This window comes from Variovorax sp. YR750, from assembly GCF_900109805.1.
In the GTDB taxonomy this organism is placed as follows: Bacteria; Pseudomonadota; Gammaproteobacteria; order Burkholderiales; family Burkholderiaceae_C; genus Variovorax; species Variovorax gossypii.
In genome coordinates, this window is the sequence record NZ_FOBJ01000006.1 from 1 (window position 1) to 15,262 (window position 15,262).

Sequence of the window (15,262 nt, forward strand, 5' to 3'; positions counted from 1 at the left end):
TAGCTGTCGCCGAGGTTGCCGGTGAGCAGGCCGCCGATCCAGTGCCAGTAGCGCGTCCAGGCGGGCTGGTCGAGGCCGAGCTTGGTGGCCAGGGCTGCCACGGCCTCGGGCGAGGCGTCGGGGCCCATGAGCATCTGCGCGGCGTTGCCGGGCAGGATCTCGAGCACGAGGAAGACGATGACCGAGGCGCCGATCAGGGTGCCGATCAGCGTCAGCGTGCGCTTCAGCAGGAACAGGCCCATCTCAGCCTCTCAGGTCGCTACAGGGGAGGCAGGGCGTCATGCTGCCGAGATGCATTCGGCGATCGCGCGGCCCACGTCCACCGTGTTGGCCGTGCCGCCCATGTCGCGGGTGCGCGGGCCTTCGCTCAGCACGGTCTCGATGGCCGAGAGAACGACAGCCGAGGCTTGCGCGTAGACGGGGTCGTCACCGCCGAGGTGGTCCAGCATCAGCGCGGCCGACCAGATCTGGCCGATGGGGTTGGCGATGCCCTTGCCCGCGATGTCGGGCGCCGAGCCGTGCACCGGCTCGAAGAGCGACGGGAACTTGCGCTCGGGGTTGAGGTTGGCGCTGGGCGCGATGCCGATGGTGCCGGTGCAGGCCGGGCCCAGGTCGGACAGGATGTCGCCGAAGAGGTTGGAAGCCACGACCACGTCGAACCAGTCGGGGTGCTGCACGAAGTGCGCGCACAGGATGTCGATGTGGAACTTGTTCGTCGCCACGTCGGGGTAGCGTGTGGCGATCTCGGCCAGGCGCTCGTCCCAGTAGGGCATGGTGATCGAGATGCCGTTCGACTTGGTGGCGGCCGTCAGGCTCTTGCGCTTGCGGCGGTTGGCGAGCTGGAACGCGTAGTCGATGATGCGGTCCACGCCGGTGCGGGTGAACACCGCCTCCTGGATCGCCATCTCGCGCGGCGTGCCTTCGAACAGGCGGCCGCCCACGGAGGTGTATTCGCCCTCGGTGTTCTCGCGCACCACCAGGAAGTCGATGTCGCCGGGCTTGCGGTGCGCCAGCGGGCCGGGCACGCCGGGCATGAGGCGCACGGGGCGCAGGTTCACGTACTGGTCGAAGTCGCGGCGGATCTTGATGAGCAGGCCCCACACGGCGATGTGGTCGGGCACCTTGTCGGGCGCGCCCACCGCACCGAAGTAGATCGCGTCGTGGCCCTGGATCTTGTCGGCCCAGTCGGCCGGCATCATCAGGCCGGTGCGCACGTAGTGGTCGGAGCCCCAGTCGAAGTGGTCGTAGGAGAAGTCGATGCCGAAACGGCGACCGACCGCGTCGAGCACGCGCAAACCTTCGGGCATGACTTCGACGCCGATGCCGTCTCCGGGAATGACGGCGATCCTGTGTTTTTTCTGCATTGACTCAACCTGTTCCAAGTTCGTTTCGTTCGGGGGCGCCCACGCTCGTGACGCGGGGCTCTCGAAAAATTCTAGAAGCGAGAAACGGGCCCGAAGAGGGGGTTCGCACCCAGTTTGCCTTGACAAAATCAGAAGGCGGTGCGGAGGGGTTTCACTCTGGAGAAAGATCGATCTTTGTCACGAAGTTGACTTTGAGTTCTAAAAATTAGAAGGCAAGGAGCCTGCGGGCATCGATGCCCGAAGGCCCTTTCGCCCTCTTCATGAAGGCTTTCTGAAGCGGGCGGCCAAGCGGTGCCGGATACTCCGCGCGCTCGCGATGCGCTCCACCGGAGCCGCTCGCCCGGAGGCCCATGAATCCCTTGTCCGTTGCCGCGAAAGCGCTTGTGGGGCGCGTCAGACGATGGCTGCAGCCATCGCTCGTGCGGCGCCTGCTGCTGGCGCAGCTCGCGGTGGCCGCTCTGCTGTGGAGCGCGACGCTGGCGCTCTTCCTGTACGACTCCAACCACCTGCCGGACCTCGTGCGCTACGACAAGGTCTTCGACAGCATCATCGCGTGCGCGCAGAACCTCGCCTCCCACCCGGATCGCCAGCAGCAGACGTTGAAGGCCTTCGACATGGCGCTGCTGGAAACCTCGGGCGACTTCAGCTCCGAGCAAGACAAGGCGCCCGTGCTGCAGGTGTGGCAGATGGGGCGGCTCATCTACAACTCGTCGGCGACGGCGCCGGTCATGCACACGGCGGTGCCCGGCCGGGTGGAGAACGTGCGCGCCGGCGATCGCCTGTGGCGCGCGCGCACGATGACCTCGCCGCTGCTGGACACGCGCGTGCTGCTGGCCGAGCCGGACGTGCTGCGCCTGAACTTCACCATCGAGCACCGCAGCTACTACCTGCTGCCGCTGGCCATCAGCCTGCCCTTCGTCGTCTTCCCCGCGTGGCTCTCCGTGATGCTCGCGCTCAGGCCGTGGCGGCAGGTGACGAAGGAGACGTCCGAGCGCGGGCCGGCCGATCTTTCGCCGCTCACCTTCGAGCCGCCGCACAAGGAGCTGCAGCCGCTGGTGAGCAGCATCAACGGCCTGCTGCGCAGCGTGCGCGACCGGGCATCGCGCGAGCGCGGTCTGATCGCCGACGCGGCGAACGAGCTGCGCACGCCGCTCGATGCGATGCGCGTGAACGTGGAGTCGCTGAAGGAGCAGACCGACGATCCGGGCCAGCGCGAGCTCATGGCCCACGTGCTGCGAAGCAACGACCGCGCCGCGCGGCTGGTGGGGCAGCTGCAGCAGCTGATGCGCAGCGACGAGATGCCGCAGGGCGGCTCGCCGGCGACGCTTTCCTTCGATGCGCTGGTGCGGGAGCGCGTGCAGTTCGTCGAGGCGCTGGCCCGGGCGCGCGGCATCTCGCTGGATTTCGCTTCGGAGGAGGCCGCCGCGCTCCAGGTGCACGGCGAGCGCGAGAGCCTGATCTCGATGGTGAGCAACCTGGTGGAGAACGCCATCAAGTACAGCCCGGATGGCGGTGTGGTGAAGGTGCGCGTGGGGCGCGAATCGTCGAACGCGGTGCTGCGCGTGACGGACCGGGGCCCGGGCATCCCGCCCGCACTGCGGGAGCGTGTGTTCGACCGCTTCTTCCGCAATCCGGACCAGACGCAGTCGGGCAGCGGCCTTGGGCTGGCCATCGTCAGGTCTGTGCTGGAGAAGCACGGCGGCCGCATCGCGCTGGCCGACGGCGACGAGGGGCGCGGCCTGTGCGCCACCGTGCGGCTGCCGCTCTCGGCGGGCTGACAAGCTGGCTGACAGGTGGGCGCATCCCCCTTAGGATGGCCCGATGCGAACACTCCAACTTCCTTCCGGCGGAGAGATGCCGGTACTGGGCCTCGGCACATGGCGCATGGGCGAGAACGCAAGCCATCGCGCGGCCGAGGTCAAGGCCGTGCGCGAAGCCATCGTGCTCGGCTATCGCCTCATCGACACCGCCGAGATGTACGGCGAGGGCGGCGCCGAGACCGTGCTCGGCCAGGCCATCGGCGAAGCGCTGCGCGCGGGCGACGTTCGGCGCGAAGAGCTCTTCATCGTCAGCAAGGTCTATCCGCACAACGCCAGCCGGCGCGGCACGCGCGATGCCTGCGAGCGCAGCCTGAAGCGGCTCGGGCTCGACGCCATCGATCTCTACCTGCTGCACTGGAGGGGCAACCACCCGCTGCGCGAGACGGTGGCGGCGATGCACTCGCTGGTAGCGGACGGCCGCATCAGTCACTGGGGCGTCAGCAACTTCGACACCGACGACATGGAAGAACTGGTGCAGGCGACGGGCGACGGACCGGTTTGCGCGGCCAACCAGGTGTACCTGTCGCTCGGCGAGCGCGGCCCCGAGTTCAGCCTGCTGCCGTGGCAGCGGGAGCGCGGCATGCCCTTGATGGCCTACAGCCCGATCGACCAGGGCGCGCTGGCCGAAGACGACGGGTTGGCCGATCTGGCCGCCCGGCTGGGCGTGACCGCCGCGCAGCTTGCGCTGGCCGCGGTGATCGCACGCCCCGGCGTGGCCGCGATTCCGAAGGCTGTGCGCAGCGCGCACCTGAAGGAGAACTTTGCCGCCGCCGCGCTGAAGCTCGATGCGGCGATCCTGGCCGAACTGGATCGCCTGCATCCGCCGCCGAAGCGCAAAACGCCGTTGGCGATGATCTGAAGATCGGATTTTTTCGTGGAACACCGCGGAACCGGCTTTGCCGGGCCGCAGGTGTTGCCCCCGGAAGGGGGTGGAGAAGCGAGACGAAGTGCGCGAAGCCTGGGGGGAGCTTGTTCAGTGCGCGTCCGCGTGCTTCGCAGCCGCGATGACCGCGCTCTCGTCGTGCTTCGCGCCGTTGAGGAACAGGTTCAGCAGCACCGCCGCGATCGACGCCAGCAGGATGCCCGACTCGATCAGCGAGTGGATGGCGTGCGGCATCCATTGCTTGAAGTTGGGTGCGATCAGCGGAATCATGCCGATGCCGATCGACACCGCGACGATCATCGCGTTGTGGCGGTTGTTCTTGAAGTCCACGCCCGAGAGGATGCGGATGCCGGTGGCGGCCACCATGCCGAACATCACGAGGCCAGCGCCGCCGAGCACCACGGTGGGCAGCGACTCGACCAGCGCGGCCATCTTCGGCAGCAGGCCCAGCACGATCAGGATGATGCCGCCGGCCACGCAGACATAGCGGCTCTTGATGCCGGTGACGGCCACCAGGCCCACATTCTGCGAGAAGCTGGTGTACGGGAAGGTGTTGAAGACGCCGCCGATCAGCGTGCCCAGGCCGTCGGTGCGCAGGCCGCGGGCCAGGTCCTTCTGGCTGATCTTGCGGTCGGTCATTTCGCCGAGCGCGAGGAACATGCCGGTCGATTCGATCATCACCACGATCATGATGAGGGTCATCGTGAGGATCAGGATGGGGTCGAACTGCGGCATGCCGAAGTGGAAGGGCAGCACGATGTCGACCCACGCGGCCTTGCCCACCTTCTCGTAGGTCATGAGCCCGGTGACGGAGGCGACGACGGCGCCGATCACGATGCCCAGCAGCACCGAGATGTTGGCGATGAAGCCCTTGGCGTACTTCACGATCAGCAGGATCGACACCAGCACCAGGGCGGCCACGCCGAAGCCCGAGAGATCGGCGTACTTGGGGTTGGGCACCGTGGGCATGATCGCGAAGCCCTTGGGCACGGCGGGAATGGAGCTGCCGGGCGAAGTCACCTCGGCGAGCCACTTCGCATACACCGGGTCGACCAGCGCGGGAGCGGTCGGGCCCACGGGGTTGCCGAAGATCCAGTTGATGCCCACGCGCATCAGGCTGATGCCGATGACCGCGATGATGGTGCCGGTGACCACCGGCGGGAAGAAGCGCAGCATGCGGCTGACAAGCGGTGCTATGAGTATCGACACCACGCCCGCGCCGATGATCGCGCCGAAGAGAAGCTGCGCGCCGTTCTGGCCGGGGTTGGCGTTGGCGATGGCGACCATCGGCGCGACGGAGGCGAAGGTCACGCCCATCATCACCGGCAGCTTGATGCCGAAGAACTGCGTGGCGCCCAGCGCCTGGATCAGCGTGGCGATGCCGCAGCAGAACAGGTCGGCCGAGATCAGCAGCGCGACCTCGTCGGGGCTGAGCTTGAGCGCGCGCCCGACGATCAGTGGCACAGCGACGGCGCCCGCATACATCACCAGCACGTGCTGCAGGCCGAGGGCCGCGAGCTTGCCCGTGGGCAGCCGCTGGTCCACGGGATGGACTGTTGAGAGGGAGCTGTCGGCCGTCATCGTGTGTCTCCTGCTGCGGCGAGAGAGAGATTGATCGAGGCGAGGCGGCGACACGGCTCGGCATGCGCACACCCCTGTTTGTGTACGCCAAACTGTATACAACTTATGCAACAATCCGGACTCAGGAAAACCCGAACCCGGTGCAGGGCCTAGGTGGCGACGGGATAGGGCCCTTCGTCGAAGGTTTCCGCGTGGTAGCCCTTGCTGCCCACGTCGCGCGCGAGTTGGCTGCGGAAATCGCGGCCTTCGCGCAGGCAGCGCAGCACGTGCGCGAAGTCGTGGCGCGGTTGCCATCCGAGATCGCGCCGCGCGAGTTCGTTCACGTAGACGCGATCCAGCCGGGCGGGCAGCGTCCAGCCCCGCTTCGCATAGAGCGCTTCGGCCTCGGGGAACAGGCGGCGCAGCACGGCTGGCGCGCTCTCGCGCAGCATCGGCAGGTCGTCGCGCGTGAAAGGCGTGGTGGCCGAGACGATGTAGCGGCCGAAGCCAATGCGCGGCGCGCGCCTGGCTGCCAGAAGATGCGCTTCGACCACGTCCTCGATGTCCGCGCGGCGGTGCAGCAGCTCGTTGGCCTGCGCGTTGTCCAGCGAATGGAGGCTGCGCGCGGCCGCATCGTCGTCTTCCTCGGGAAAGAAGCGCGAAGTCTTCAGCACCACCACGGGCAGGCGCTGCCTGCGGTGGAACAGCTCGCACAGGCTCTCGGCCGATGTCTTCGTCACGCCGTAGATGTTCTTGGGAACGGGCACCACGTCCTCGGTGATCCATGCGGCCGGCATGCCCTCGGCGGGCGTGAGCGCGGAGCCGAAGGTGCTGGTCGTGCTCGTGAAGACGAAGGATTCGACTCCAGCCGCCACCGCCTCCTCGAGCAATACCAGCGTGCCCGTGATGTTTGTGTCGACGAACTCCTGCAGGCTGTGCGTCGCCACGTGCGGCTTGTGCAGCGTGGCCGCGTGGATGACGGTGCGAACGCCCTTCATGCACTCGCGCACGAAGGCGCGGTCGGCGATGGTGCCGGTGCGGTCGGTGAATTCGGAAGGAACGATGTCTATGCCGCGGGCGTCTTGCGAGGTGGCGCGAAGCGTACGCATCAGGGCCTCGCCGAGGTGGCCGGCGCTGCCGGTGATCATGATGGTCATGGCCGCAAGACTATCGCCCGTGCATGGGGCCGTCCACGCATAAGTTATGCGTTGTGCGTCAGGCGTCAGGCGTCAGGCGCGGGGGCGAGCCTCGCGCACGGTGAGGCCGGATGCGGCCAGCTTCGCATCGTGCTTGGCGATGGCCGCTTCGCCGGCCACGTCCTCCGCGTGATCGAACATGCCCGGCGCGATGTGCACCGCGCCGATGGAAAGCGTGGCGCAGGGCGTGAAGCGGACCACGCCGTGCCGGTCCTCGCCTTCGACGCCACCGGCCTGGCGCGCCGCTTCGTCGTAGAGCTCGAGCGCCTGGCGGTTGAAGTCCGCGATCAGGTCCGTGCATCGCTGCAGCCAGTCGGGGCTCTGGAACATCACCAGGAAGTCGTCGCCGCCGATGTGGCCGACGAAGTCGCGATGAGGGTCCGCGTGCCGCATCGCGAGGCGCGCGAGCAGCAGGATCATCTCGTCGCCGCGCCAGTAGCCGTAGTGGTCGTTGAAGACCTTGAAGTTGTTCAGGTCGGCATAGCAGGCGACGAAGTCGACGCCGCTGGCGAGCAGGCGCGCGACGTGAATGTTGATGGGAATGTTCCCCGGCAGGAAGGTCAGCGGGTTCGCGTGCCGCGCGGCCTCGATGCGCGCCTCGGTCACGGCGCGCACGAGCTGGTCGCCGGTGCCCAGCCCCACGTAGCGCTTCTTCTCGGTCACGATGAAGCCTTCGCTCAGGTAGCGCTGGTCTTCCGACATCAGGATGCCGAGCAGGTTCTCGACGTTGTCCTCGCGCTCCACGATGCGCGGGCTGGTGCCGCTGTAGGACATGCAGGGCCGGCGGCCGTGCACCTCGCGGAAGTACAGCCGCGCGTAGTCGTTCATGAACGACTGCCGGTTGATGAGCGCCACCGGGCGCCCCTGGTCGACCACTGCCAGCGCGTGCAGCTCGGGGTGCTTCTGGAAGATGTTGGAGACCTCGTCGATCGGCGTCATCGGGTGCAGCGCCGGCGCCTGTATGACGGAAAGGCTGCGCAGCACGTCGGGCTGCGAAGGCTGCGATGCATGCGGCATCACCGCGATGCGGGTGTCCCGGATGACGGCCGCCGCGGGCTCGGGCAGCGTGGGCTGCAGCGCCGGCGCGGGGCGGCCGAACAGGTAGCCCTGGCCGTAGGCGATGCCCAGGTCGCGCAGCACGCGGAGGTCCTGGGCGTCTTCCACGCCTTCGGCCACGAGCTGCGTGCCCAGCGCGATGCCCAGGCCGACGATGGCGCGCACCAGTTCCACGCTCAGGGGGCTGCTTGCGACGCCTTGGGTCAGCAGCTTGTCGATCTTGACGAAGTCGGGCCGCAGGTCCTTCCAGCGCCGCAGGTTCGAGTGGCCCTCGCCGAAGTCGTCGAGCGCCAGCCGGGCTCCCAGGGCGTGCAGCGCGTTGACCGCCTGCCGCAGCGCCTCGGCGTCGCCGGCCGCGCGCTGCTCGGTGAGCTCCACCGTCACGTCGCGGGCCGCGATGCCGTGCTGCGCGAGCATGCGCTCGAAGGGACATGCGCCGTTCGCGAAACCCATGGCGGCGATCAATGCGTCGGCGCTCATGTTCACGAAGAGCCTGCCCGGCTTGGCCAGCCGGCCCCAGTGAGCCAGGATGACCTCGACGCAGTGCAGCTCGAACCCGGTCAGCCGCGATTCGGCGGCGGCCAGCGCGAACAGGGCCTGGGGGCTGTGGAGCGCGGTGCCCGCCGCGCCCCGGATGAGTGCCTCGTGGCCGAGGACCGTTCCCTGGCGCAGGTCCACGATGGGCTGGAAGAACGGAGAGATCGCCGGATGCGGGGTGGGGACGGCGCTGGGCCTGATTTGCCGGGACATGCTGTGAAGGTGGTGCGTCGGCCGCGCCCGCGGGAAAAGGCGGGCGCGTAGTCCATTCGGCCTACAGCATGACGCGCTTGTGTGACAGCAAGCAGCATCGGCCCTCATGGGGCCGTGGGATCAGGCGATCGTGGTGACGATGCGCCCCGCGCTCCCGTCGGCCAGCGCGATGCGTTCCCAGAGCACGCGCCCGGGCAGGATCGGGACGATCCGGTCGGCGTTAGCTCCGGTCGCGACCTCGAGCGACGAGAGTTCGCCCGCGTGCCAGCCCAATCCATCGAGGGTGGCCTCGGCCTCGAGGATCTCGCGGGAGGCATAGCCGATCAGCGACCGGCCCATGAATTCGCTGGCGTCGGCGCGCCATTCGGCCTGGCGCGACGGCGAGGCCGCCAGCAGCCGGTGCGTGCGGTCGCAGACCAGGTGCACCTTGCGCGCGGACGATTCGACCAGCCGCTTCAGCGCGGCGTCCTGCGCCGAATCGCACGCCGCCGCGAGCAGCCGGTGCGCCATGGCCTGCTGCGCCGGGGAAAGCGCGAGCTGGCCGCGCTCCCAGCGCGACACCGTCGCCTGGTTCACGCCCATCAGCTGCGCGAAGTGCGTCTGCTTGATGCCGCGCAGCAGCCGCATCTGGCGCAGCGCGAGGCCGAGGTTCTTGCGCATGGCCGCCTGCTCCTTCGCTGTCAGGCCAGCAGCGCCTTGACCAGGTCGAGCTGGCGGTCGGGCTTGTCGGTGCCGAGTTCGAGGCTGGCCTCGATGCGCTCCAGGTGGTCGATCATGCTCGTCACGGCGGCTTCGACGTCGCCCTTGCGGCACAGGCGCAGGAAATCGGAGTGCTCGTCCGACGAGCAATGCGGGTCGTTCGACGAGTGGTACAGCATGGCGATCAGCGAGCTGCGCGCCACCAGTTCGCGCACCAGCTCGGCCAGCGTGCGGTTGCCCGTGGCCTCGGCCAGCGCCACGTGGAAGTCGCCCAGCAGCTTCTCGCGTACCGTGCCCGTGGTGGTGGTCTGGCGCAACGCGGCGCGCTCGAACTTGATGTGCTGCTCCAGCACCTGGTAGTCGCGCGGCCGGGCGGAGGCGATGAAAAGGCGCACCACCTCGCTCTCGAGGATGCGGCGCACGGCGAACACCTCGCGGGCCTCTTCCACCGAGGGCTGGCTCACGAAGGCGCCCTTGTCGGGAATCATCTCGATGAGCTTGTCCTTCGACAGCATCAGCAGCGCGGCGCGCACCTTGGTGCGGCTCACCGAATACACCCGGCCCAGCGCCTCTTCGCGCAGCCAGGTGCCGGGCGGCAGGCGCTTCTCGACGATCGCGGTGGCGATGTCGTTGGCGATGCTCTCGATGGAACTGTTCTTGTCGGTCGCGGCCGTGCCGTTCTCGTCCGGAACGGCGGCGGCAGCAGGGGAAGCGGAGGGTTTGGAACTGGCGCGGGGCATGCGCGGATTGTGGCCTACCGCTCGAGGGTGAAACCCTCGAGGGCGCCAATGATGGGCTTGGGCAGGGGCTTTGCCAGCTCACCGCGCTTGCTGGTGCGAAGCTTCAGCGCCACCAGCGACTCGATGAGCTTGGTACCCGCGGCCACGCCGTCGATCACGGGCACGCCCAGCACGCCCTCGATGTGCTCGCACAGGTCGGTCATGCCGGCGCAACCGAGCACGATGCAGTCGGTGCCGTCTTCTTCCAGCGCGCGGCGGCACTCTTCGACGATGCGTTCGCGCGCCCGCGAGCCGGGCTCCTCCAGCTCGAGCACCGGCAGCTCGCAGGCGCGCACGTTGGCGCAGAAGCGTTCCATGCCGTAGATCTCGGCCAGGTGCCAGGCCTGCCCGATGGTGCGGCCCAGCGTGGTCACCACGCTGAAGCGGCTGCCGATCATGCTGGCCAGGTGCATCGCCGCTTCGGCGATGCCCACCACGGGGCCGCGTGCCAGTTCGCGCGCGGCCTTCAGGCCCGGGTCGCCGAAGCAGGCGATCACGTAGCCGTCGACGCCTTCGCGCTCGCCCGCCGCGATCTCCTGCAGCAGGCCCGGAACGGCGAGGGCCTCGTCGTAGTGGCTCTCGATGGAGACCGGCCCCATGGCCGGGCTCACGGCGACGATCTCGGTGCCGGCGTGCGCCACCGCGCGGGCGCATGCGCCGATCTTCTCGGTCATGCTCCAGGTGGTGTTCGGATTGATGATCTTGATGCGCACGGCGCGGTCCCTTTCTTTCTCTCTAGAAGTTCAAGTCTTGTCGTTGCGGTTCAGCACGGCGTAGATGATGAAGCCCAGGCCCATGCCGATGAACCACGCGTAGTTGGCGGCGCCGCGCAGCGTCGGCACCATCACGCACAGGATCGGCACGATGGCCGCCGGCACCAGCGCCTGGATCGCCTTCGGGTTGTAGCCGCCGCTGTACCAGTATTCGCCCTTGGGGCTCATGCTGTAGAGCGCGTCCACGTCGATGCGCTGCTTGCGCACGATGTAGTAGTCGGCAATGAGAATGCCGAACAGCGGCCCGATGAACGAGCCCAGCACGTCGAGCGTGTAGTGGATGACTTCGGGGCTGTTGTAGAGGTTCCACGGCGTGAGGAACACCGAGCCCACGGCGGCGATCATGCCGCCCGTGCGCCAGCTGATGTGCTGCGGCGCCACGTTGGAGAAGTCGAAGGCCGGCGAGACGAAGTTTGCGACGATGTTGATGCCGATGGTGGCGATCATGAAGGTCAGCGCGCCCAGCACGACGGCGGTGGTGCTGTCGATCTTGCCCACGGTGTGCACCGGGTCGGTGATGAGCTCGCCGAACACGGGCAGCGTGGCGGCGGTGGTGATGACGGTCAGCAGCGAGAAGAACACGAAGTTCACCGGCAGGCCCCAGAAGTTGCCCTTCTTCACGGCCTCGAAGCTCTTGCCGTAGCGCGAGAAGTCGCCGAAGTTGAGCATCGGGCCGCTGAAGTAGCTCACCACCAGCGCGATGGCCGAGAGCATCACGGGCAGCGCGTCCCAGCCCTGGAACTTGATGCCGCCCAGGTTCAGGTCGATCTTGCTCCAGCCGGCCTTCCACACCAGCCAGCCGCAAAGGATGGCCATGACCACGTACACCGCCGGGCCGGCCCAGTCGATGAACTTGCGGATGGCGTCCATGCCGTGCCAGAACACGAAGGCCTGCAGCACCCACATGACCATGAACGCGACCCAGCCGAGGGCGGACAGGCCCGCGAAGCCGTACTTCGAGACCTCGGCATACGGCGCCAGTCCCGGCGCCATGTGCAGCGCCAGCACCATGAAGGCGGCCGAAGCGAGGTAGGTCTGCACGCCGTACCAGGCCACCGCGATCAGCCCGCGGATGATGGCCGGGATGTTCGCGCCCAGCACGCCGAAGGGCGCGCGGCACACCACGGGGTAGGGCACGCCCGTCACCTGGCTGGGCTTGGCCACGAGGTTGCAGAAGATCTGCACGATCACGATGCCCACCAGCAGCGACACCAGCACCTGCCAGCTCGAAAGGCCCAGCGCGAACAGGCTGCCGGCCGTGATGTAGCCGCCCACGCTGTGCACGTCCGACATCCAGAAGGCAAAGATGTTGTATTGGCCCCAGGTCTGCTTCTTCAGCGGAGCGAGGTCTTCGTTGGTCAGGCGCGGGTGGTAGCCGGGCTTGATGAGGGCGTTCGATTCCGCGTGCGGCGCAATGCCGGCTTCGCTTGCCCCGGCGGGGGCGTGGCTGACGACTGTGCTCATGGTCTTTCCTCTTTCGAGTGGAGTTGGATTGGGACTCTTTTTTGACGCAAATTTCGCGCCGGACTTTCGGATGCGTTATTTGTATACAAAAATTGATCTCAATCAAGGCCATTCGAGGAATCATATATCCGTAGATTCCCTGTTGCGTCGCGCATTCGCGCGGGTGAAACGCCGGTCTATTTCCAGGCGCCCAGGCGCAAACCGGCCCCAGTCCCGGAGGGCTTGCACAGCCTTGGGTACAGGCTGTGCACCTTTTTGGGGTCTGGATAGCTGCCCGCGGCCAGGGCGGTCGCGAGGGGACGGCGCTCAGCGCTCAGTAGAGGCTGCAGTGGTAGTCGTAGCTGCGAAGCCGCAGCCCGGGCTTGCGCGGTTCGTCGAAGTGAAGCTGCAGCAGGTTGCGCGGGTGGGCGGTGTCCACCAGCAGATGGTCCGAGGATCCGGGCGAGGCCGCCGACAGAGGAAGGCGCTTGAATATGCTGGTCAAGGCTGCCTCGGCATCCCGTGGCTTGTAGTCGTCGTCCAGCAGCAGCGCGGGCTCGGCGATGTGCCCCTGGTGGAGCCAGTACCAGACGCCTTCATTCGGCGTCGCGGGCCGGGCGCCGGGGTTGCCTTCGTCTCCCGCAGTGTTGGGCGGCTCCTGCGGAACGACGCCCTCGGGGTCCCACGCCAATGCGCCCAGGCCATCGCCGATCTCAACGAAGACGACCACGCTGCGCCGATAGCGTGCAAGGACGGAAGGAGGCAGCAGGGCGTCCAGAGCGTGGTCGCCGCCGCTGAGGGTATGTCCACCCAGGCCCGACAGCAGATCGATGGGTGTCTGCAGGCCGTGGGGAGGCAGGAGGTAGGAATTTTCGATCCCGATGCCTGCGCCGCACAGCACTTCGCGCACCGGTGCGGGCAGCCGGACGTTCAGGCGCGCTTCCGATTCGACAAGGGCTGCTTCCGCGCCGATGCCGTCGGGCAAGCGCGGATCGCCCACGTCGATCAGTCGGGACTGCTTGCCGAAGGCCCGGATCCGGTCGGGCAGGGGCAGGCTCCTGTCGTAGAGCGGATGGGACACGGAAGCCATGTCGTACACGGTCCAGCGCTTCTTGAACGAGGTGGCTTGTCCTTGCGCGTCGATGTGCGATCCGCGCAGCTCGATCCGCTTGAGCCCGACGGGCAGATCGAACACCACCGCGGGCAACCTCTTCAATCCGGGGCTCGCGGCCTTGTGCTCCAGCCGGGCTACGACCTTGCCGTCGATCAGCACGTCGGCGTTCACCTGTTCGCCAGCGGCGAGCCAGGGGTGGATGCCTGCCTTGCCGCTGCCTGTTCCCCGCGGCATCGCCTGTGCGGGAGCGCTCCTGCCGAAGAGCCTCGACAGCCCTGCCCACAGCCCGGCCGTCGGTGATGGCGTTTGCTGGCGGTCGTGGTCGGCAGGAGATGGTGGCGTCTCGGGCATCTTCGATATGGGCTCGGGGATTCGATGCCCCGAAGTGTCGCCTGACGGATTCATCGAAATCCGTGGAGCTCACGAGAAAAATATATCGCTTTCGATAATGAGAGACGCTGCCTAGAGTCGCATCCATCCCCTTGAACCGATGGAAAGCCATGAGCAGCACGAACACAAACACCCGCATCCCGTTCCACCTCGCCTTCCCCGTGCGCGATATCGCCGAGGCGCGCGCCTTCTACGGCGGCCTGCTGGGATGTCCCGAAGGCCGCAGCGCCCCCGAGTGGGTCGACTTCGATTTCTACGGCCACCAGATCGTGGCGCACCTTGCGCCCGAGGAGTGCGGCCATCGCCAGAGCAGCCCGGTCGATGGCCACGACGTGCCGGTGCGGCACTTCGGCGCCATCGTTCCCATGGAGCAATGGCAGGCCATGGCCGACAAGCTCGTGGCGCACGGCACCGAGTTCGTCATCGAGCCGTACATCCGCTTCAAGGGCGAGCCGGGCGAACAGGCGACGATGTTCTTCCTCGACCCTTCGGGCAACGCCATCGAGATGAAGTCCTTCGCCGACCTGAGCTCGCTTTTCGCCCGCTGAGCGAGGGGGCAATGACCCAAGGGCTCAAGGGCCCATGGGCCGCGGGGACGCTGGCGCCGGTTGCGTATGCGCCCTTAAGATGCGCACGCCCGCCGCGGTCGCCGACCGCGCGTTGACGCAACACAGCCGCGCCCATGCTCGAACTTCTTACCGATCCCCAGGTCTGGATTGCCTTCGCCACCCTGACCGCGCTGGAACTGGTCCTCGGAATCGACAACATCATCTTCATCTCGATCCTGGTCGACAAGCTGCCGCTGGCACAGCGGGAGTTCGCGCGGCGCATCGGCCTCTTCATGGCCATGTTCATGCGCATCGGCCTGCTGCTGGTGCTTGCCTGGATCGTCGGCCTGGTGACGCCGCTCTTCACCGTGTTCAGCCAGGAGATCTCGGGCCGCGACCTGATCCTCATCCTGGGCGGCCTGTTCCTTATCTGGAAGAGCACGAGCGAAGTCCATCAGTCGCTGGAAGGCGAGCACGAGCAGAAGCAGAGCGCCGCCAAGGCGACCTTCGCGTCGGTGATCCTGCAGATCATGATCATCGACCTGGTGTTCTCGCTCGACTCGATCATCACGGCCGTGGGCATGGTGGACGACGTGCGCGTCATGATCGCGGCGGTGATCGCTTCGGTGCTGCTGATGATGCTGTTCGCCGGCCCGATCGGCCGCTTCGTCTCCGCCCATCCCACCATCAAGATGCTGGCGCTGTCCTTCCTTGTGGTCGTGGGCGTCGTGCTCGTCGCCGAGGGCTTCGACAATCACGTGCCCAAGGGCTACGTGTACTTCGCGATGGCCTTCTCGCTGACCGTGGAAATGCTCAACATCCGCATGCGCAAGAAGGCGGCCCGGCGCGTGGAACTGAACCCGCCCCGCATCCCGGGCGACTGAGAC

Annotated in this window: 13 protein-coding genes and 1 pseudogene; 4 read left to right on the forward strand and 10 right to left on the reverse strand. The window is 67.3% G+C overall.

Annotated elements, in window-relative coordinates; translation table 11 throughout:
• A pseudogene (locus BMY35_RS13780) lies at positions 1 to 242 on the reverse strand (ABC transporter permease); the annotation flags it as partial.
• A gap of 36 nt (positions 243 to 278) precedes the next feature.
• A complete protein-coding gene (locus tag BMY35_RS13785) occupies positions 279 to 1,364 on the reverse strand; it encodes a tartrate dehydrogenase (RefSeq protein WP_093199683.1) in 1,086 nt (361 codons plus the stop codon).
• 350 nt (positions 1,365 to 1,714) lie between these two features.
• Here BMY35_RS13785 and BMY35_RS13790 point away from each other — a divergent pair, with 350 nt between their 5' ends.
• Entirely contained in the window at positions 1,715 to 3,142 is a 1,428-nt protein-coding gene (locus tag BMY35_RS13790; RefSeq protein WP_093199685.1) for a sensor histidine kinase, read from the forward strand.
• A 43-nt stretch (positions 3,143 to 3,185) separates the two neighbouring features.
• Positions 3,186 to 4,043, forward strand: a complete 858-nt coding sequence (locus tag BMY35_RS13795) for an aldo/keto reductase (RefSeq protein ID WP_093199687.1) — start codon at positions 3,186 to 3,188, stop codon at positions 4,041 to 4,043.
• A 114-nt stretch (positions 4,044 to 4,157) separates the two neighbouring features.
• Here BMY35_RS13795 and BMY35_RS13800 read toward each other — a convergent pair whose 3' ends face one another.
• From BMY35_RS13800 to BMY35_RS13835, 8 genes are all read right to left on the reverse strand, one after another.
• The gene (locus tag BMY35_RS13800; RefSeq protein WP_093199689.1) at positions 4,158 to 5,648 is read right to left on the reverse strand and encodes a nucleobase:cation symporter-2 family protein; all 1,491 of its coding nucleotides are present in this window, start codon (positions 5,646 to 5,648) and stop codon (positions 4,158 to 4,160) included.
• A 149-nt stretch (positions 5,649 to 5,797) separates the two neighbouring features.
• Positions 5,798 to 6,784, reverse strand: a complete 987-nt coding sequence (locus BMY35_RS13805) for an NAD-dependent epimerase/dehydratase family protein (RefSeq protein WP_093199691.1) — start codon at positions 6,782 to 6,784, stop codon at positions 5,798 to 5,800.
• Positions 6,785 to 6,856: 72 nt separating this feature from the next.
• On the reverse strand, positions 6,857 to 8,629 hold the full coding sequence (locus tag BMY35_RS13810; protein WP_093199694.1) for an EAL domain-containing protein: 1,773 nt from the start codon (positions 8,627 to 8,629) through the stop codon (positions 6,857 to 6,859).
• A 120-nt stretch (positions 8,630 to 8,749) separates the two neighbouring features.
• Entirely contained in the window at positions 8,750 to 9,289 is a 540-nt protein-coding gene (locus tag BMY35_RS13815) for a helix-turn-helix transcriptional regulator (RefSeq protein WP_093199697.1), read from the reverse strand.
• Positions 9,290 to 9,309: 20 nt separating this feature from the next.
• The gene (locus BMY35_RS13820; RefSeq protein WP_093199700.1) at positions 9,310 to 10,068 is read right to left on the reverse strand and encodes a GntR family transcriptional regulator; all 759 of its coding nucleotides are present in this window, start codon (positions 10,066 to 10,068) and stop codon (positions 9,310 to 9,312) included.
• Positions 10,069 to 10,082: 14 nt separating this feature from the next.
• Entirely contained in the window at positions 10,083 to 10,820 is a 738-nt protein-coding gene (locus BMY35_RS13825) for an aspartate/glutamate racemase family protein (protein ID WP_093199703.1), read from the reverse strand.
• A gap of 30 nt (positions 10,821 to 10,850) precedes the next feature.
• Entirely contained in the window at positions 10,851 to 12,344 is a 1,494-nt protein-coding gene (locus BMY35_RS13830) for an NCS1 family nucleobase:cation symporter-1 (protein ID WP_093199705.1), read from the reverse strand.
• Between the two features lie 313 nt (positions 12,345 to 12,657).
• Entirely contained in the window at positions 12,658 to 13,788 is a 1,131-nt protein-coding gene (locus tag BMY35_RS13835; RefSeq protein WP_256228382.1) for a hypothetical protein, read from the reverse strand.
• A gap of 149 nt (positions 13,789 to 13,937) precedes the next feature.
• Between BMY35_RS13835 and BMY35_RS13840 the strand changes: the two genes are divergently transcribed.
• Together BMY35_RS13840 and BMY35_RS13845 are read left to right on the forward strand one after the other, a co-directional pair.
• On the forward strand, positions 13,938 to 14,375 hold the full coding sequence (locus tag BMY35_RS13840) for a VOC family protein (protein ID WP_093199710.1): 438 nt from the start codon (positions 13,938 to 13,940) through the stop codon (positions 14,373 to 14,375).
• A gap of 134 nt (positions 14,376 to 14,509) precedes the next feature.
• Complete coding sequence (locus BMY35_RS13845; RefSeq protein ID WP_093199713.1) at positions 14,510 to 15,259, forward strand: TerC family protein; 750 nt, start codon at positions 14,510 to 14,512, stop codon at positions 15,257 to 15,259.
• Positions 15,260 to 15,262 lie beyond the last annotated feature (3 nt).